16 protein-coding genes are annotated in these 18,725 nt (G+C 65.1%); 10 read left to right on the top strand and 6 right to left on the bottom strand.

Annotation, left to right across the window (positions count from 1 at the left end):
- Positions 1–55: 55 nt before the first annotated feature.
- From dnaK to LG299_RS10110, 4 genes are read left to right on the top strand one after another with little or no spacing between them, the layout of a single operon-like run.
- A complete protein-coding gene (dnaK, locus tag LG299_RS10125; protein WP_404429815.1) occupies positions 56–1,918 on the top strand; it encodes a molecular chaperone DnaK in 1,863 nt (620 codons plus the stop codon).
- Positions 1,919–1,924: 6 nt separating this feature from the next.
- Positions 1,925–2,521: a nucleotide exchange factor GrpE gene (locus LG299_RS10120; RefSeq protein WP_404429813.1), complete on the top strand. Its 597-nt coding sequence runs from the start codon at positions 1,925–1,927 to the stop codon at positions 2,519–2,521.
- 8 nt (positions 2,522–2,529) lie between these two features.
- Positions 2,530–3,522, top strand: a complete 993-nt coding sequence (locus LG299_RS10115; protein WP_404429811.1) for a DnaJ C-terminal domain-containing protein — start codon at positions 2,530–2,532, stop codon at positions 3,520–3,522.
- A gap of 2 nt (positions 3,523–3,524) precedes the next feature.
- On the top strand, positions 3,525–4,004 hold the full coding sequence (locus LG299_RS10110) for a heat shock protein transcriptional repressor HspR (protein ID WP_404429809.1): 480 nt from the start codon (positions 3,525–3,527) through the stop codon (positions 4,002–4,004).
- A gap of 4 nt (positions 4,005–4,008) precedes the next feature.
- Here the strand turns inward: LG299_RS10110 and LG299_RS10105 are convergent, their stop codons facing one another.
- Positions 4,009–5,409: a DUF2252 domain-containing protein gene (locus tag LG299_RS10105; protein ID WP_404429807.1), complete on the bottom strand. Its 1,401-nt coding sequence runs from the start codon at positions 5,407–5,409 to the stop codon at positions 4,009–4,011.
- 72 nt (positions 5,410–5,481) lie between these two features.
- Positions 5,482–6,315: a mechanosensitive ion channel family protein gene (locus LG299_RS10100; RefSeq protein ID WP_404429805.1), complete on the bottom strand. Its 834-nt coding sequence runs from the start codon at positions 6,313–6,315 to the stop codon at positions 5,482–5,484.
- A gap of 67 nt (positions 6,316–6,382) precedes the next feature.
- On the opposite strand from LG299_RS10100, the gene LG299_RS10095 reads away from it, so the two are divergent.
- The 4 genes from LG299_RS10095 (at position 6,383) to LG299_RS10080 (ending at position 12,104) form a co-directional block, all read left to right on the top strand.
- Positions 6,383–7,447 carry an AI-2E family transporter gene (locus LG299_RS10095; protein ID WP_404429804.1) on the top strand — a complete coding sequence of 355 codons (1,065 nt, stop codon included), beginning with the start codon at positions 6,383–6,385 and terminating at the stop codon, positions 7,445–7,447.
- Positions 7,444–8,181 (top strand): potassium channel family protein, encoded by a 738-nt coding sequence (locus LG299_RS10090; protein WP_404429802.1) that lies wholly within the window; start codon positions 7,444–7,446, stop codon positions 8,179–8,181. Before LG299_RS10095 ends, LG299_RS10090 begins: the two co-directional genes overlap by 4 nt.
- 141 nt (positions 8,182–8,322) lie before the next feature.
- Positions 8,323–10,050, top strand: coding sequence for an ABC transporter ATP-binding protein (locus LG299_RS10085; protein WP_404429800.1), 1,728 nt, complete (start codon positions 8,323–8,325; stop codon positions 10,048–10,050).
- Entirely contained in the window at positions 10,047–12,104 is a 2,058-nt protein-coding gene (locus tag LG299_RS10080) for an ABC transporter ATP-binding protein (protein WP_404429798.1), read from the top strand. Before LG299_RS10085 ends, LG299_RS10080 begins: the two co-directional genes overlap by 4 nt.
- 179 nt (positions 12,105–12,283) lie before the next feature.
- Here LG299_RS10080 and LG299_RS10075 read toward each other — a convergent pair whose 3' ends face one another.
- Positions 12,284–13,174 carry a formylglycine-generating enzyme family protein gene (locus tag LG299_RS10075; RefSeq protein WP_404434853.1) on the bottom strand — a complete coding sequence of 297 codons (891 nt, stop codon included), beginning with the start codon at positions 13,172–13,174 and terminating at the stop codon, positions 12,284–12,286.
- Between the two features lie 216 nt (positions 13,175–13,390).
- Between LG299_RS10075 and LG299_RS10070 the strand changes: the two genes are divergently transcribed.
- Complete coding sequence (locus LG299_RS10070) at positions 13,391–15,754, top strand: arylsulfatase (RefSeq protein ID WP_404429796.1); 2,364 nt, start codon at positions 13,391–13,393, stop codon at positions 15,752–15,754.
- A gap of 6 nt (positions 15,755–15,760) precedes the next feature.
- The gene (locus LG299_RS10065; protein WP_404429794.1) at positions 15,761–16,291 is read left to right on the top strand and encodes a hypothetical protein; all 531 of its coding nucleotides are present in this window, start codon (positions 15,761–15,763) and stop codon (positions 16,289–16,291) included.
- 79 nt (positions 16,292–16,370) lie between these two features.
- Here the strand turns inward: LG299_RS10065 and LG299_RS10060 are convergent, their stop codons facing one another.
- The 3 genes from LG299_RS10060 to cls all read right to left on the bottom strand — a co-directional run bounded on the left by LG299_RS10060 (position 16,371) and on the right by cls (position 18,712).
- Complete coding sequence (locus tag LG299_RS10060) at positions 16,371–16,724, bottom strand: SHOCT domain-containing protein (protein WP_404429792.1); 354 nt, start codon at positions 16,722–16,724, stop codon at positions 16,371–16,373.
- A gap of 11 nt (positions 16,725–16,735) precedes the next feature.
- Complete coding sequence (locus tag LG299_RS10055) at positions 16,736–17,155, bottom strand: DUF6325 family protein (protein ID WP_404429790.1); 420 nt, start codon at positions 17,153–17,155, stop codon at positions 16,736–16,738.
- A gap of 87 nt (positions 17,156–17,242) precedes the next feature.
- On the bottom strand, positions 17,243–18,712 hold the full coding sequence (gene cls, locus LG299_RS10050) for a cardiolipin synthase (protein ID WP_404429788.1): 1,470 nt from the start codon (positions 18,710–18,712) through the stop codon (positions 17,243–17,245).
- Positions 18,713–18,725 lie beyond the last annotated feature (13 nt).

Raw genomic sequence — 18,725 nt, 5'->3', positions numbered from 1 at the left:
AGCCTTGAGTCAACACGGCTCAACCAGGGCCGATCACAAACTTCAGGAGACACACATGCCCCGTGCAGTGGGAATCGACCTCGGTACGACGAACTCCGTCGTGAGCGTCCTCGAAGGCGGCGAGCCGAAGGTCATCGCGAACGCAGAAGGCTTCCGCACGACCCCCTCGGTCGTGGCCTACACGAAGGATGGCGAGGTGCTCGTCGGCGAAACCGCGAAGCGCCAGGCCGTCACCAACGTCGACCGCACCATCTCTTCCGTCAAGCGCCACATGGGCACGGACTGGAAGTTCGCCATCGACGACAAGAAGTACACCGCGCAAGAGATCTCGGCCCGCATCCTCGGCAAGCTCAAGCGTGACGCCGAGCAGTACCTGGGTGACACCGTGACCGACGCGGTCATCACCGTCCCGGCGTACTTCAACGACGCCGAGCGTCAGGCAACGAAAGAGGCCGGCGAGATCGCGGGACTGAATGTCCTGCGTATCATCAACGAGCCCACCGCCGCAGCCCTCGCCTACGGTCTCGACCGGGGCAAGGAAGACGAACTGATCCTCGTCTTCGACCTCGGTGGCGGAACCTTCGACGTCTCGCTGCTCGAAGTGGGCAAGGACGACGACTTCTCGACCATTCAGGTGCGCTCGACCTCAGGCGACAACCGCCTCGGTGGAGATGACTGGGACCAGCGTCTCGTCGACTACTTCATCAAGCAGTTCAAAGACACCACCGGCGTCGACGTCTCGGGTGACAAGATCGCCCTGCAGCGCCTCAAGGAAGCTGCAGAGCAGGCGAAGAAGGAGCTTTCGAGCTCCATGTCGACCTCCGTCAACCTGCCCTACCTGTCGCTGACCGACAGCGGCCCGGTGTCACTGAGCGAAACCATCACCCGCGCGAAGTTCGAGGACCTCACCAAAGACCTGCTCGACCGCACCAAGAAGCCCTTCGAGGACGTCATCCGCGAAGCCGGCATCAAGGTCGCCGACATCGACCACGTCGTGCTCGTCGGTGGATCGACCCGCATGCCCGCCGTGGCCGAACTGGTCAAGCAGGAGGCCGGCAAAGAGGCCAACAAGGGCGTCAACCCGGATGAGGTCGTCGCCGTGGGCGCGGCCCTCCAGGCCGGTGTCCTCAAGGGTGAGCGCAAGGACGTTCTGCTCATCGATGTCACCCCGCTGAGCCTCGGTATCGAGACCAAGGGCGGCATCATGACCAAGCTCATCGAGCGCAACACGGCTATCCCGACCAAGCGCAGCGAGACCTTCACCACCGCCGACGACAACCAGCCGTCGGTCGCGATCCAGGTCTTCCAGGGCGAGCGTGACTTCACGCGCGACAACAAGCCGCTCGGTACGTTCGAGCTCACCGGCATCGCGCCGGCCCCCCGTGGCATCCCGCAGGTCGAGGTCACGTTCGACATCGACGCCAACGGCATCGTGCACGTGTCTGCCAAAGACAAGGGCACCGGCAAGGAGCAGTCGATGACGATCACGGGCGGCTCGAGCCTCCCGAAGGAAGACATCGATCGCATGGTCAAAGAGGCCGAAGAGAACGCCGCTGAAGACAAGAAGCGTCGTGACTTCGCCGAGACCCGCAACCAGGCCGAGACGCTCGCGTACTCGATCGACAAGCTGCTGAAAGAGAACGACGAGAAGCTTCCCGCAGAGGTCAAGACCGAGGTTCAGGCCGACGTCGACGCGCTCAAGGCGGCGCTTGCGGGCGAAGACGACGAGGCCGTGAAGACCGCGTTCGACAAGCTGAATGAGTCGCAGGGCAAGATCGGTGAGGCGCTGTACGCGTCGAACCAGGCTCAGCAGGCTCCGGATGCTGGTGCCGACGCTCCTGCAGGTGACGCCGCGCCCGAATCGGACGAGGATGTCATCGACGCAGAGGTTGTCGACGACGAGGAAGACAAGAAGTAGGAACTGATGACGGACAAGAACTTCGATAACGGCGAAGTTCGTCCAGACGACGAGGGGTCGGAGGCTTCGACTGAGCAATCAGCCGAGGCCACCGGCCCCGAGTCGCAGGATGAACTGACGGTCGACGACATCCTCGGCGCTCAGCAGTCCGCCGAGGCCGCGGCCGAGGATGCCGTCCTGGCAGACCTCGAGTCGACCCTGCTGAACGACCTCAAGCGCCTGCAGGCCGAGTACGCCAACTACCGCCGGCGCACAGAAGACCAGCGTGAGATCGAGATCGAACGCGCCAGAGGAGCGGCCGCAAAGGCGCTCATCCCGGCACTCGATGACCTCGACCGTGCCGAGAAGCACGGTGACCTCGAAGAGGGCACCGCGTTCCACGCGATCGCTGAGAAGGTACGCGGTGTGGCCGAGAAGATGGGCATGACCGCGTACGGCGCAGCCGGTGAGCCGTTCGATCCTCAGCAGCACGAGGCGATCTTCCAGGCCCCGACACCCGGTGTGGAGACTGCAACCATCCTCGAGGTCGTCGAGGTCGGGTATCGCCTCGGCGAGACCGAACTGCGACCGGCCAAGGTCGTCGTCGCCGTTCCGGCGGAGTAGGAGCCCGCATGGCAAGCCAGGACTGGTTCGACAAAGACTTCTACAAGACGCTCGGAGTGCAGAAAGATGTCACCGACGCCGACCTGAAGAAGACGTACCGCAAGCTCGCACGCAAGTATCACCCCGATTCGAATCAGGGGGATGCTGCGGCTGAGGCGAAGTTCAAAGAGATCAGCGAGGCCTACTCGGTGATCGGCGACGCCGAACAGCGTGCGGAGTACGACCAGATCCGGGCGATGGGCTCGGGCGCCCGTTTCACCGCGGGTGGCCAGGGTGCCGGTGGATTTGACGATGTCTTCTCGCGGTTCGGCGGAGGTCGAGGGGGCGCGCGTACCCAGACCCCCGAGGACTTCGAAGACATCTTCGCGATGTTCAATCAGCAGCAGGGTGGCTTCGGCAATGGTCGTTTCGGTCAGTCGACGGGCGGGTTCCGCGGTTATGGCGGACCCACCCGTGGGGCCGATGTCACCGCGCGTACGACGATCGACTTCACGACCGCCGCGCAGGGCGAGACCATCACCCTGGCCGGCGAGGACGGCAAGCCGTTCAAGGTGAAGATCCCCGCCGGCGTTGCGGACTCTCAGAAGATCCGCCTCCGCGGGCGCGGACGCCCCTCGCCGGACGGTGGCGAGACCGGCGACATCGTCGTCCAGGTCGCGGTGCGGCCTCATCCCGTCTTTACGCGTGAAGGGCTCAACATCCGGGTCGTGGTGCCGGTGACCTTCACCGAGGCAGCCCTCGGCGCCACCATCGAGGTTCCGACCCTCGGCGGCGACACCGTAAAGTTGCGCGTTGCGCCCGGGACGCCGTCGGGCCGTGTGCTGCGTGTCAAAGGACGCGGCATCCACACCGCAAAGGGCACCGGTGACCTGCTCGCCGAAGTCCAGGTGGCCGTGCCCGCGCATCTCGATGACGCTGCCCGCGAAGCGCTGCAGCGCTTCCACGACCTCGAGCCGAAAGAGAATCCTCGCGCCGACCTGATGTCGAAGGCGCGCGGCTGATCATGGCCTCCGACATCGACGAGGATGCCCCGATTTTCGCGATCGCTGTTGCCGCGGAGCTCTCGGGAATGCACCCGCAGACCCTTCGGCAGTACGACCGACTCGGCCTCGTCGTTGCCGCCCGCACTCAGGGCGGATCGCGGCGTTACTCGTTGCGTCACGTCGAGCAGCTGCGCGAAGTCGCGCGCATGTCGAGCGAGGGTATGGGCCTGCCCGCGATAGCGCGGATCCTCGACCTCGAAGATCGAGTGCGCGAGTTGCACCTCCGTGTGCGCGACCTCGAAGAACGCATGCGCACCGAGCTCGAGAGGCGACCCGGCGCACGCGTCTTCGCCGCGGGCTCGACCGGGTCGGTCGTCACCCTGCGTCACGGCACGCGCGTTCGCCGAGCGACCGAACTGGTGGTGTGGCGCCCTCGGAACTCCCTCAGCGCGTCTGAGCCGGAGTCGGATTCCAACGCCGACTCCGACGAGAACGACTAAACGCTCAGGCCTCCGCGCGCGCGGTCGGGGCAGCTGCCGGGTTGGCCGCGACGAAGGCGTTGTAATCCTGCTTCGACAGCGCCGCGTACGCGTACGCCCACTCGAGGATCGATTCGCCGACCACACGTCCGTTGCCGATATAGCCGGCGACATCGGCCGCGTTGGGTGCCTGTGCGTGTGCGCGGGCGAGGGTCGCTGCGCACCCCTGGGCGTAGTTGCGGAACGGCCCATCCTCGATCTGGTCGGCGTCGATGCCGCCTTTCATGTCGTGGAACTGCCTCACGTAGAAATCGCCTCGTTTGCCCCGCAGGTGGCCGAGAAACGGGTCTGACACGGCCTGCAGGATTCGTTGCAGTGCAACCACGCGTCCGCCCTCTCCGTGTTGCTCCACATGCGGAGCGAAGACCTCGGGCTGCTCCATGGCGCCGTACTCGACCAGGACGCTTTTGTTTGCCTGCTTGCCCTGAAGAAGGAGGACGTTGCCGTCGCCGTCCTGCAGCAGCACGAGTGTGCACAGCGTGCCGACGCTACCGACGCCCACCACACGTCGGGCGATGTCCGACACGGTGTAATGACTCAGGAGCATGCGGATATCGACGTTCGCCGACTGGGCATAGTTCCGAACGTTCTCGATCAGGCGCCCTTGGGTATCGGCGTCCGCCTGCACCATGGTGGGCGGAGATTCGATGAAGGTCATGCGGCCGTCGGGTCCCTTTTGTGTGAGTTTGCGCACGGCGCGGTCTGCGGTGCGCTTCTGCGCATCGTGGATCGCGTCCTTGAGCACGCTGCGGGAAGACTTCTCGGCGGAATCGACCGCTGCGGCCACATCGAGGTGCTCGAAGAACCGCACGAGCGGACTGCGCTCGGCATACGCTGCCATCGCTCGCGCATAGGTCCGGACGGCGGCGAGCGCAGCATCCATCACGACATCTTCATCTCGTGAGGTCGCCTGCCCGGCGATGACGACGCTGGTGACGAGTCGCTTGACATCCCACTCCCAGGGTGCCCACGCGGCCTCGTCGAAGTCGTTGAGGTCGAACACGAGTGTGCGTTGCTGCGACGCGTAGAAGCCGAAGTTCGCCACGTGTGCGTCACCGCAGGAGGGCACCAGAATGCCGCTGTGCGGATCGTTCCCGAGGTCGGCCGCTTGAATGGCCGCCGTCCCGCGGTAGAACGCGAACGGACTCGCCGACATGCGCTCGGTGCGCAGGGGGATGAGGTCTTGCTCGCGAGTTGCGTTCTGCTTATCGAGGATGCCTAGCGGGTCGCGCTCGCCGATGGTCAGTCGCGACAGGGTGCTGCGCGGCTTCTGCTGTCGCGCGGCCTGCCCCGCCGCCACGCGATCGGTGACACTTAGGGGCTTCGTCCACGAGGCGACGAACTCATTCGGCGGCAATGCACTCATGGCGACATCATGGCGCAATATCGCGGCCGTGACGATAGCAGGTGTTCTCCGCACCGACCCTCGCGTTCGGGGCTAGACCCGATCGGGCGAGATCAGCGGCGGAGCCATCACGTCGCTCGTCACGGTTCCCTTCCAACCGGCGGCCGTGATCGCCCCCGAGATCGCAGCGACGACTGCCGCGCTCGTCGCAACCGCCGCGGCCGGCGCGTGCCAGAACTGCACGCGCGCGGCGATGCGTTCGGGCGAAACCGTGCTCACCAGAGACCGAGCCGGAGTGCTCTGGAGCACTCCCTCCGCGTGGGCGGCAGCATCCGTCACCGCCTTCAATACCTCTTCGACCGGCGTCGCGCCGCGCTCGATGCGTACCTGCACCTCGCTGCGGCGCTCGCCGTGGCGTGAGAAGTTCACCAGAGTCTCAGTCATGAGCTTCGAGTTGGGCGTATGAACCGTGCGGCCGTCGAGGGTCTGCATGATGACCGCGCGCGAATTCAACTCGGTCACTGTGCCGATGATCGGTTCGCCGTCAGGGCCCTCGACCATGAGGTCTTCGCCCACCAGTACCGACTTGCGCGTCTGAATGAGCACACCCGCAGCGAAGTTGTCGGCGACACCGCGCATGACAAGTGCGGCCACCGCGATGACGATCAGGCTCATGGCAAGCAGCGGCTGGATGTTGGCGCCGAGGAGGGCGAGCGCGATTCCGAATCCGAGCAAAAGCACGCTGTACTGCGCGACCCGTGCACCGAAGAGGGCGAGCGCGGGCGTGACGTTCGGGACGTGAGCGAGTACCGCGAGCGTTCCCCGCTTGGCGAAGCGCGACAGGATCCATCCCGCGATGACGGCGATCAGCGCAAAGACGACGTCCCACCAGGAGATGCTGACCGTGAGCAGCTGACTGAAGTCCACGCGCTCACGATAGAGCGGTGCGGCGCGCTGGCCGCTCAGCCTCGCCGACGCGCACTAGCCTGGCCCCGTGAAGCGTGCCCCCTCGTCCGTGATGACTCCGCCGCCCCTCTCGCCGACGCTGACGGTGCTGATCGGGCTCGCCGCGGCGGTGATCGCCCTTACTGGCGTGTCGTTCGCCCGCGAGCTCGTCGGGCCCCTCGCGCTCGCGGCGGTGATCGTGATCATCTGTCACCCCGTTCGTCACCCGCTCGAGCGGCGCGGATGGCCGCGCTGGTTGGCGACGACCGCGGTGATCGTCGTGGCCTACCTCATCCTCGCGTTCCTCGCGCTGCTGCTGTTCTTCGCCGGCACGCAGTTCGTCCGCTTAGTGGGCGATTACGCCGACGAGCTACGTCAGACGGCGCAAGCGCTCATCGATGGGCTCGAGGCGGTGGGACTGGACCAGCAGGCGGCGGATGCGACGGCATCCGTCCTTGATCCGTCCACGATCGCCAGCTTCGCCGCCTCACTGGGGGGCACCGTGCTGGGGGTGCTCACTGCCTTCTTCTTCGTCCTGGCGTACGTGATCTTCATGGCCGTAGACGGTGCCCGCTACACGCGGGCCGAGCAGTCGTTCGGAGTGTCGGCCCGCGCCGCGGTCGGTCGCTTTCAGAAGTTCAACACCGGGGTGCGGCGCTACTACATCGTCAACGCCACGTTCGGTGCCATCGTCGCGATCATCGATGGGCTCGCGCTCTGGGCGCTCGACATCCCTGCCCCCGTGGTCTGGGCAATTCTCGCGTTCGTGACCAACTTCATTCCGAACATCGGCTTCGTCGTCGGGCTCATCCCGCCGGCGCTCCTGGCGCTGGTCGTCGGCGGTTGGCCGCTGATGCTCGCCGTGATCGCGGTCTACTGCGTGGTGAATGTCACCCTCCAGGTCTTGATCCAACCGAAGTTCGTCAGCGACGCAGTCGACATCACGCTGACGCTGAGCTTCTTCTCGGTCATCTTCTGGACGTTCATCATCGGCCCGCTCGGAGCCATCCTGTCGATCCCGTTGACCTTGCTGGTCCGTGCGCTCATTCTCGAGGGGGACCCTGGCGCGCGCTGGCTGCGCTGGCTCTCGGGAGATAAGGATGCCGCGCGATGACCTTGGAGCGTTGGGAGAGGCTCTCGTATTGGCCTCTGGTGATCATCTCGTTGGTCTACATCGTCGCGTACTCGTGGCAGGTGATCGCCGATCTGCAAGGCGTTCAGTACCTCGTCGCACGAGTCGTCATGACGGTCGCCTGGTTGGTGTTCGTCGCTGACTACATCGTGCGGCTGAGGCTGGCCTCACCGCGCTGGCCCTGGTTCCGCTCACACCTGTTCGAGCTCGCGGTCGTCACCCTGCCCGCACTGCGGCCGTTGACGCTGCTGCGCGCGGTGACGTTGGTCAACACGCTGCGCCGCACTGCCGGTGCCGCCCTGCGCGGGCGGCTTCTCATTTACGGCCTCGGTTCGGTTATCGTGCTGATCTGGATGGGCGCGCTCGCCGTCCTCGATTCTGAGCGCGGAGCCCCCGGGGCGAACATCGAGACCATCGGCGATGCGATCTGGTGGGCATTTGTGACCCTGACGACCGTGGGGTACGGCGACTACTACCCCGTGACTGTATGGGGTCGTACCGTTGCCGTGCTGCTCATGTGCGGCGGTGTCGCGCTCGTCGGCGTCGTCACGGCTACCCTCGCGTCGTGGGTGCTCGAGCGTACCGGCCGTGATGCCGGTGAACCGGCGACGCGGATGCAGGTGCGTGAGCTGTCGAAGCAGGTCGCCGCACTCTCGGCACAGTTGCCCGAGCAACCGAAGACGAAACCGCCTGCGCCTCCCGCGCCATCCCCCTAGGGCGGTTTCTGGGGCGATTCGCTCAGGGCGTAGCTCTGCGGTCCTCGGTGTCGGCGACCGGGCGTAGGCTCGTTTCGCGCGCGGGATGCCCCAGGCCTCCCTTCTGTGCGCCATGTCACCCTCTGCACTGCAGGAGACCTCGTGCTCGCCAAACTCCTCATCCGCTATCTCACGCCCTATCGCTGGCTCTTGCTCGCGTTGCTGATCTTTCAGATCATCTCGGCGGTTGCGACCCTCTACCTCCCGCGGCTGAACGCCGACATCATCGACCAGGGTGTCTCGCGGGGCGACACCGCCTACATCTGGTCGACCGGGTCGGTCATGCTGGCGATCTCGTTCGGGCAGATCGTCGCGGCGATCATCGCCACCTACTTCGCGGCCAAAGCGTCGATGGCGGCGGGCCGCGACATCCGCCGCGACATCTACGAGAAGGTCAGCGCTTTCTCCGAGCGAGAGGTCTCCGCCTTCGGCCCTGGGTCGCTCATCACTCGCAACACGAACGACGTGCAGCAGGTGCAGATGCTCGCGATGATGGGCTCGACCATGCTCGTCACCGCTCCGCTGCTCGCGATCGGTGGGGTCATCATGGCTCTGCGACAAGACCTGGGGCTCGGCTGGCTGATCGCGGTCGCCGTTCCGCTTCTGCTGGTGATCGTCCTGCTGATCGTGAGCCGGATGGTGCCGCTGTTCCGCGTCTTTCAGACCAAGCTTGACGCGGTCAACCGCATCATGCGCGAGCAACTGACCGGCGTGCGGGTCGTGCGCGCTTTCGTGCGCGAAGACATTGAAGAAGAGCGCTTCCGCGGGGCGAACACCGACATCATGGTGGTCGGTCGCAAGGTCGGCTCGCTCTTCGTGCTGCTGTTTCCGGTCGCCATGCTCGTGCTCAACGTCACGATCGTCGGTGTCATCTGGTTCGGCGGCATCGAGGTCGATGCGGGCTCAATCGAGATCGGCACACTCTTCGCGTTCATGCAGTACATCGCACAGATCCTCATGGGTGTGCTCATGGCGAGCTTCATGGTGATCATGATTCCCCGTGCAGCGGTCTCGGCCGAGCGCATCGGTGAGGTGCTCGCGAGCGAGTCGACGCTCGTGCGCGCCACCAACCCCGTGCGCGAGTTTCCTGCGCGCGCAACGGTGCGCTTCGATGATGTCGAGTTCAGCTACCCCGGTGCCGAGCAACCGGTACTGCAAGGCATCACCTTCGAGGCGAAGCCGGGCGAGACCGTCGCCGTGGTCGGCTCGACCGGTGCGGGCAAGACGACACTCATCTCCCTCATCCCGCGTCTGTTCGATGTGACCGGCGGGTCTGCGCAGGTCGGGGGTGTGGACGTGCGCAAGGCCGACCTCGACGAGCTCTGGAAGGGCATCGGCCTGGTGCCCCAGCGTCCGTTCCTGTTCTCCGGCACCGTCGCCTCGAACCTGCGCTTCGGGCGTGAAGAAGCCACCGATGACGAACTCTGGGCGGCGCTCGAGATCGCTCAGGGCAAGGACTTCGTCGAGCAGATGGATGGCCAGCTCGGCGCGCGCATCTCGCAGGGCGGCACGAACGTCTCGGGCGGGCAGCGCCAGCGCCTGGCGATCGCGCGAGCGATCGTGCACCAGCCCGACATCCTGATCTTCGATGACTCGTTCTCGGCGCTCGACCTCACGACCGACGCGCGATTGCGTCAAGCACTCTGGAGAGAATTGCCACACGTCACCAAAATCGTCGTCGCCCAGCGCGTCTCGACGATTACCGAAGCGGATCGCATCGTCGTGCTGGAGGACGGCCGCATGGTCGGTCTCGGCACGCACGAAGAGTTGATCGAGAGCAGTGCCACCTACCGAGAAATCGTCGACTCGCAGCTGGCGGTGCAGGCATGAGTGCTCCAGACACGCTGACAGAGGAAGAACGTCTCGAACTCGAACTCGCCGAACAGGCGCGACAGAACTCGGGGGACTGGGACAGCGTCAAGCCCGGCAAGGCCGCGAACTTCGGCCAGAGCTTCGGCCGCCTGATCGGACTCTTGCGTCCCCACGCGTTCGCGTTCACGATCGTGTCGATCCTCGGTGCCATCGGTGTCGTGCTGGCCGTCATCGCTCCGAAGATCCTCGGTGAGGCCACCAACCTCATCTTCGAGGGAGCCGTGTCGACGGGGCTGGCCGAACAGTTCCCGGCGGGGACATCGCAGGCCGATGTCGTCGCGGCGCTCGAGGCGACGGGTCAAACCGACTTCGCCAACATCGTCGGGGCCATGAACGACTTCACCGTCGGGGCAGGTGTCGATTTCGATGCGCTCCGCGTGGTGATCGTCGCGGTGCTGGCGATCTACGTCGTCTCGTCGTTGCTCAGTTGGGTGCAGGGCTACGTGATCAACATCATCATGGTGCGCACGATGTGGCGCCTGCGGGAGTCGGTCGAGGCGAAGATCAACCGTCTGCCGCTGTCGTACTTCGACAAGGTGCAGCGCGGTGAGCTCATCTCGCGCGTGACCAACGACATCGACAACATCACCCAGACCATGCAGCAGTCGCTGTCGTCGGCGTTGACCTCGGTGCTGACCGTGGTCGGTGTGATGGTGATGATGTTCTCCATCTCGTGGCAGCTTGCCCTCGTGGCTCTGATCTCGTTGCCGCTGATGACGGTGATCTTCGGAGTGATCGGACCGAAGTCGCAGAAGGCCTTCGGCATCCAGTGGCGAAAGGTGGGGCTGCTCAACGCTCGCGTCGAGGAGTCGTTCTCGGGCCACGCGCTCGTCAAGGTCTACGGCCGCGAGGTCGACTCGCGCGAGAAGTTCGAGATCGAGAACGAAGAGCTCTACCAGGCGAGCTTCAAGGCCCAGTTCCTCTCGAACGTGATCATGCCCGGCATGACCTTCATCGGAAACCTCACCTACGTCGGTATCGCGGTTCTCGGTGGCTTGATGGTCGCCGGCGGCACCCTGCGTCTGGGTGACGTGCAGGCGTTCATCCAGTACTCGCAGCAGTTCACTCAGCCGCTCTCGCAGCTGGGCGGAATGGCCGCGATCGTGCAGTCAGGAACGGCCTCGGCCGAGCGCGTGTTCGAACTGCTCGACGCCGATGAGCAAGAGCCTGACTCTGACGACGCGCCCGAGCCGGTCGGCGGTGAGGGCGTGATCGAGTTCGCGAACGTCAAGTTCGCATACACGCCCGAGCGTCCGTTGATCACCGACCTGTCGTTCCGCGTCGAGCCCGGCCAGACGGTCGCGATCGTCGGGCCGACAGGCGCGGGCAAGACCACGCTCGTGAACCTCATCATGCGGTTCTACGAACTCGACGGCGGACGCATCCTGCTCGACGGACAGGACATCGCCGAACTCACCCGCGACGATGTGCGCTCGCGTACCGGCATGGTGCTGCAAGACCCGTGGCTGTTCGCCGGAACCATCCGCGAGAACATCCGGTACGGGCGTGAGTCGGCGACCGACGAAGAGATCCTCGAGGCCGCAAAGGCAACGCGCGTCGATCGCTTCGTGCACTCGTTGCCCGAGGGTTATGACACGGTGCTGGATGAGGATGCCTCGAACGTCTCGGCGGGCGAGAAGCAGCTCATCACGATTGCTCGTGCGTTCATCGCCCAGCCCTCGGTGCTCATCCTCGACGAAGCGACGTCGTCGGTCGACACCCGCACCGAGCTGCTGCTGCAGCACGCGATGAACGCTCTCCGCGAGGGACGCACGTCGTTCGTGATCGCCCACCGCCTCTCGACGATCCGCGACGCCGATCTCATCTTGGTGATGGAGCACGGAGACATCGTCGAGAAGGGCTCGCACGACGAACTCATCGCGGCCAAGGGCGCGTACTGGCGCCTGTACCAGTCGCAGTTCGAGCAGGCGGCTCAGGACCTCGACGCTGACGAGGCATCCGTCATTTCCGGAGAGAGTGTTCCTGCGGTGGGAGTAGACGCGCAGGTCTGAGCGCGAACGACACACGATCGCGGCGCCCGGGAGGATTCTCGGGCGCCGCGTCGTGTGTGGGCTGTAGGTGAGTTCGGGGGTGTGTGCGTGCCGTGCCCCAAACACGCAGGACTGCGAGGAGCTGCCCGCCGTTGCGGCTTCGAGGGCTCGCTCGTCTCGATGCGAAACGTCCGACGCGGTCACGCGTCCCGGGCGCAGCGGAAGCCGATGTGCGACATGCCGGTGTCTTCGGCCTGCGGAGAGCGCGCGGCAGGCCGAAAGCGCAGGCAATAATCAGGCGAGCACAGGTGCGATCCACCCTTGAGCACGCGGCGGGGGGTGGCAAACCCGGGTTCGGCGCTCGCGGCGGCGAGCAGGTTCGCGCGTTTGCCGGCATCGACGGGCTTGTCAGACAGCCGCAGGTGGCGGGGTGTGTAGAAGTCGCTCGTCCACTCCCACACGTTGCCGGTCATGTCGTAAAGCCCGTAGCCGTTGGCAGGATAGGAGCCCACCGGCGCGGTGCCACCCACCCCTTGGTTGTCGTACGGAAAGCGCCCGAGCCACGAGTTCGCTCGTGCCACGCCGTCCGGGTAGGTTTCGTCGCCCCACGCGTAGGTCGCTCCGACCAACCCGCCGCGGGCGGCGTACTCATGTTCTGCCTCGGTGGGAAGCCGCGCGCCCGCCCATTCGGCGTAGGCGACAGCATCCGGGTAGGCAACATGAACGACCGGATGCTGCGGCCGGTCATCAACGGACGAGTCGGGGCCGAACGGCTTTCGCCAGAACGCGCCGGGCTGCCACCGCCACCAGTTGCGCCAATTCGCGAGATCGACGCGCCCGGCCGTGGGGGTGAAGACCATCGCGCCGGCCACCAGTGCGTCGGGGTCGGCGCCCGGGAAGTCCTTCGGGTCGAGCTCGCGCTCGGCGATCGTCACGTACCCCGTGGCATCGACGAACTGCGCGTACTGCTCGTTCGTGACGGCGTACCGGTCGATGTGGAACGCGTCGATCTCACGCTCGTGCACGGGCTGCTCGTCGGGGTAGAAGTCGCCTGACCCCATACGCAACACACCCGCGTCGATCAGCGCCATGTCGCGGTCGGTTCCGGTCACACCTCCACCGTACCCTCGGCCGACTGAGGTGCGAGGGCACGACCTGGCGAGGGGTCGTTGCACAGCAATCCCTTCAGCGGTTGTGCCCCGACAGTAGCGCCGCACCCATCGCTCGAAGTCACCCGATCGAGGTGACGTCTGCGCGACGGGCCGACGTTAGCGTCAAACAGGTAGCCCTGAGGAGAGGTGTTTTTCATGTCGATCGATCGCCACAGCCGGACTATGCTCCCGATCCCAGACCGAACCGTCCCGCGTCTGACGACTTACGACGCGAAGGATCCCGACACGGCGTTTCCGCCGATCGAGCCGCTCCTTCCGCCACAGGGTGCGCCGAACGTCGTGATCATCCTTCTCGACGATGTCGGATTCGGCGCGGCCAGTGCTTTCGGGGGTCCGTGCGCAACGCCCAACGCCGAGAAGCTCGCCGCAGGTGGACTGAAGCTCAATCGCTTCCACACGACCGCGCTCTGCGCGCCGACGCGGCAGGCGCTGCTGACGGGACGCAATCACCACTCGGTCGGGATGGGGAGCATCACAGAGACCGCCACGTCTGCCCCCGGTTACAGCTCGCTCAAGCCGAACACCAAGGCTCCGCTGGCGATGACGCTGAAACTCAACGGCTACTCCACGGCGCAGTTCGGCAAGTGCCACGAGGTTCCGGTGTGGCAATCCTCACCGATGGGCCCCTTCGACGCATGGCCTTCGGGCGGTGGCGGGTTCGAGACGTTCTACGGATTCATCGGTGGAGAGAACAACCAGTGGGAGCCGGCGCTGTACGAAGGGACGACTCCGGTCGAACCGCCGGCTACTCCGGAAGACGGGTACCACCTCACCGAAGACCTCGCCGATCGGGCGATCGGTTGGATGCGCACCCAGAAGGCCCTCATGCCCGAGAAGCCGTTCTTCGTGTACTTCGCGCCGGGTGCGACCCACGCGCCCCACCATGTGCCGCCGGAGTGGGCGGACAAGTACAAGGGCCGGTTCGCCGACGGCTGGGATGCGCAGCGAGAGAAGACCTTCGCGCGACAGAAGGAGCTCGGCGTGATTCCTGCTGACGCGGATCTCACCTCTCGCCACGGCGAGATCCCTGCGTGGGACGACATGCCCGCCGATCTGAAGCCCGTTCTGGAGCGTGAGATGGAGGTGTACGCGGGTTTTCTCGAGCACACCGACCACCATGTGGGCCGAGTCATCGATGCGATCGAAGACCTCGGGATCCTCGACGACACCATCATCTACTACATCATCGGAGACAACGGTGCGTCGGCGGAGGGCACCGTCAACGGCGCCTTCAACGAGATGGCGAACTTCAACGGCATGGCCGCACTCGAGACACCCGAGTTCATGATGTCGAAGATGGACGAGTTCGGAACACCCACCTCCTACAACCACTACGCCGTGGGCTGGGCATGGGCGATGGACACGCCCTTCCAGTGGACCAAGCAGGTCGCCTCCCACTGGGGTGGAACCCGCAACGGCGCAATCGTTCATTGGCCGAACGGCATTGCCGACAAGGGCGGGCTGCGCTCACAGTTCACGCACGTGATCGACATCGCCCCCACCATCCTCGAAGCCGCCGGTCTCCCTGAACCCACGATGGTCAACGGAGTGCAGCAGGCTCCGATCGAAGGCTCGAGCATGCTGTACGCCTTCGGAGAGAAGGATGCGCCGGAGCGCCACGATCTGCAGTACTTCGAGATGTTCGGAAACCGCGGGGTGTACCACCGGGGGTGGAGTGCGGTCACCAAGCACCGCACTCCTTGGATGCTTATGGAGCAGACCGGCCCGCTCGATGACGACATCTGGGAGCTCTATGACGGGAGTGCCGACTACAGCCAGGCGCACGACCTGTCGAAGGAGCAACCGGAACGGCTGCACGCGCTCCAGAGGCTATGGCTGATCGAGGCGGTGAAGTACAACGTGTTGCCGATCGACGACCGGACCGGAGAGCGGCTCAACCCCGATCTCGCGGGACGACCGACCCTCCTGCGCGGAAACTCACAACTGCTGTTCTCGGGTATGGGGCGCCTGTCGGAGAACAGCGTCCTCAGCATCAAGAACAAGTCCTTCTCGGTCACCGCCGAGGTCACGATCCGCGGCAAGAGCACGCAGGGGGTGGTGGTCGCGCAGGGCGGCCGGTTCGGCGGGTGGGCCCTGTACTTCCACGAGGGTCGAGCCGTGTTCGTCTACAACACCCTGGGCATCCACGAGTTCCTCACGCGCGCCGACTCCGTGCTCGCGGAGGGCACCCACCAGGTGCGGATGGAGTTCGCCTATGACGGGGGTGGTCTCGCGAAGGGCGGCGGGGTGACTCTCTACTACGACGGCGCCCCGGTCGGGACGGGGCGTGTCGAGGTCACGCAGCCCATGATCTTCTCTGCAGACGAGACGACGGATGTGGGCTACGACTCGGGAACCGGGGTCAGCAGCGATTACACGCCCCAGACGAGCAGATTCTCGGGCAAGATCGGATGGGTGCAGATCGACCTCGGAACCGATGACCACGACCACTTCATCGACCCCGAGGAGCGCATGCGCATCGCCATGGCCCGACAGTGAGGTGTGATGCAGGATTCTTTCGACCAAGACCGTCCCGATTCACCGAGTGACCGGCTGCAGAGTGTCACGAACTCGTTCGGATCTGAGGAGGGCGTCTACGGCGTCATCCTCGTCGCCGGCCTGATCGTCGTCACCGGTGCGGAGAACGCGACGGCGTGGAGTGTCTTCCTCGCCGTCGTGGGCACGGTCCTCGTCTTTTGGGCCGCCCACGTGTACGCCGGCACGGTCTCGCGCCACGGCTTCGGTGACGGCACGACGGGATTGCGCAAGGCATTCCGTGATGCGTTGCACCACTCGTGGGGGCTCCTGGTCTCTGCCCTCATCCCGGCGTGCATTCTGCTGCTCGGAACAAGCCACATCGTGTCGGATCCCGTCGCGATCTGGCTGGCCCTGTGGACTTGCGTCGCGGTGCTGGCGGTACTCGGCTTTGTGGCGTTCACGCGCCGTAGCTCGCCGTGGTGGGTGCGGTTGCTCGGGTCGCTGGCGACCGCGGGCTTCGGCATGCTGATGATCTTGCTCAAAGCCGCCCTGCACTGACCCGCACCGCTGACGCCCCCCAAACGTCAAGAGACGGGGTTCCGCCGAAGCCTGGCCGAACCCCGCCTCAACTCCCCGCTCAGCTCAGGAGTTTGGCCTTTGCCGCAGCGAACTCGTCGTCGGAGAGAATTCCCTGCGCGTGGAGCTGACCGAGCTGGGTCAATTGTCCCATCAGATCCGGCGCCGCGGCCGCGGCCGGAGCGGGAGACGGCGGGGGTGCGGCGGCCTGCGCGTTCGCCACGGCCTGCGCTGCCGCAGCATCCATCGCCGCCTGCTGTTGCTGTGCTTCGTAGGCCTGGGCCTCTGCGGCCTGGTTGGCCTTGTTCGCCTGGTGGGATGCCACGCTTCCTGAGACGGCCGTCGCCGTCCCCGCCACGACCGCCGTGCGTGCGGCCATCCCGATGAGTCCCGGGCGTCCTCTTCTTCCGAGCATGTCGGTCTCCTTCAGTCGTTGTATTCGGACAGGTACGCGTTGACGATGGGGGCCGGGATGCTGGTGCGCGAGAGCACCGTGCCGCCCGCCTGCCACAGAGCCCCGGCGAATGCCTTGGCCCAGAGCAGCTCGACGACGAGGATCGCAGCCGAGGTGCCCGGCTCAAGACCGGCCGCAAGCTCCTCGATGTCTTCCTCGCTGGCCAGGCCTGCGAGATCGAGTGCGGGTGCGCTTGCCGATTCGATCGTGTCGGAAAGCTCCATCATCGATAGCTCGCCCTCGGCGGAGCGGGCGACGAATATCAGGTCGAGCACGTTGACCGTGCCGGCCGCGACGAGGTCGTCGACGGCCTGAAGCACTTCGGGCCCCGGCTTGTCGCCATCGAAGCCGATCGCATAGAACTCGATCGGACCGTAGTCGAATGTGGTCATGGATTCCTCCGATTGCGCTAGCGGTGTACACCATCAGGCTCGCGGTCAGGCGCGCGGGGGTCGTCACTCTGTCTGGGTGATTTGACCCTAGTTGAGGGCCGATGTGAGCCGGGCGATTCCGTCGAAGAATGTGGCCTTCGCGGGCTCACGCCGCCACTCATCCAGGGTCAACTCGCGCCCGATGTCGCGATACTTCTGCTCGACTTCGCGCATACCCGCGACGAACGATCGCCCGCGCACGAGAAGGGACGATTCGGCGTTGAGGCTGAAGGATCGGACGTCCATGTTGCTAGAGCCGATGAAGGCGATGTCGTCGTCGATCGAAAGATGCTTGGCGTGCAAGATGAATGGTGCGGGGTACATGAAGATGCGCACTCCCGCTTCGAGCAGGTCGCCGTAGTACGACCGCTGAGCGTGCCCGACGAGCCACTGGTCGGCTTCCTCAGAAACGAAGAGCTGCACGTCGAGTCCGCGTTGACAGGCTGTCGTGATCGCGTAGACCATTGCTTCGTCCGGGACGAAGTACGGGCTCGTGATGATGACCTTCTCGGTCGCGCCGTAGATCAGCGACAAGAACATCCGCAGGTTGTTCTCGGTCGTGTAGGCGGGACCGCTGGGGACGACCTGGCACAACAGCGCATCGGGCGAGGTCGACGCGACGACGTCGGCTGCCGGCACATGGTCGGTGAGAAGTTCGCCCGTCTCGATCAGCCAGTCCGAGAGGAAGACGGCGTTGACACCGGCGACGACCGGCCCGCTCAGCCGAGTCATCAGCTCTTGCCACTGGAGGCCGCGTTCGATGTTCTTCGGCGAATCGTAGGTGCGTGCGATGAGATTCTGCGATCCCATGAATGCGACGCGTCCGTCGACCACGACGAGCTTGCGATGGTTGCGCAGGTCAGGCCGCTGATACTTGCCCTTGAAGATCTGCACCGGCAGCATCCACGACCACTTCACGCCGATGCGATCGAGTTCGGCGAAGGTCTCCTTGCTTCCTGGGATCTTGGCCGAGGGAAGGTGGTCGGCGAGAAGGCGGACCGTCACGCCTCGCGCGACCGCGCGTTCCATCGCAGAGAAGAATCCGCGCGTCGTGTCGTCCCACGCGACGATGAAGAACTCCACGTGCACGAACGTCGTCGCGGTGTCGATCGACTCCGCCATGGCGTCGATCGATCCTTGGTAATCGTCGAGGAGTACCGCCTCGTTGCCGATGGTCGCCGGGATGCCGGTGAGCTTCTCGTTCTGCTGCACGACCCGCTGGAACCACCTCGGCCACGAAGCATCCGTCAATTCGAGACTCTGCGTGCTTACTGTCGATCGGATGATGGCGTCGATGCGTGCCTGCTCGTCACGGCGTGCTTTCGGAAGCCGGAAGTTTCCGATCAGCAAGAACAACAGGATGCCGACGTAGGGGATGAGGAAGATCGCGAGCAGCCATGCCATCGCCGCCGTGGGCTTGCGATCGCGGGGAATGATGATGAGGGCGGTCACCTTGATCGCAAGATCAACGAAGAAGGCGACCGCCCACGCGATGTTCGTGAGTGTGCTGGAGTCCATCGCGAGGCGGGGT

The organism is Microbacterium lacus (assembly GCF_044794305.1).
Lineage (GTDB): Bacteria > Actinomycetota > Actinomycetes > Actinomycetales > Microbacteriaceae > Microbacterium > Microbacterium lacus_B.
This window is presented reverse-complemented; position numbering and strand designations above follow the sequence as displayed.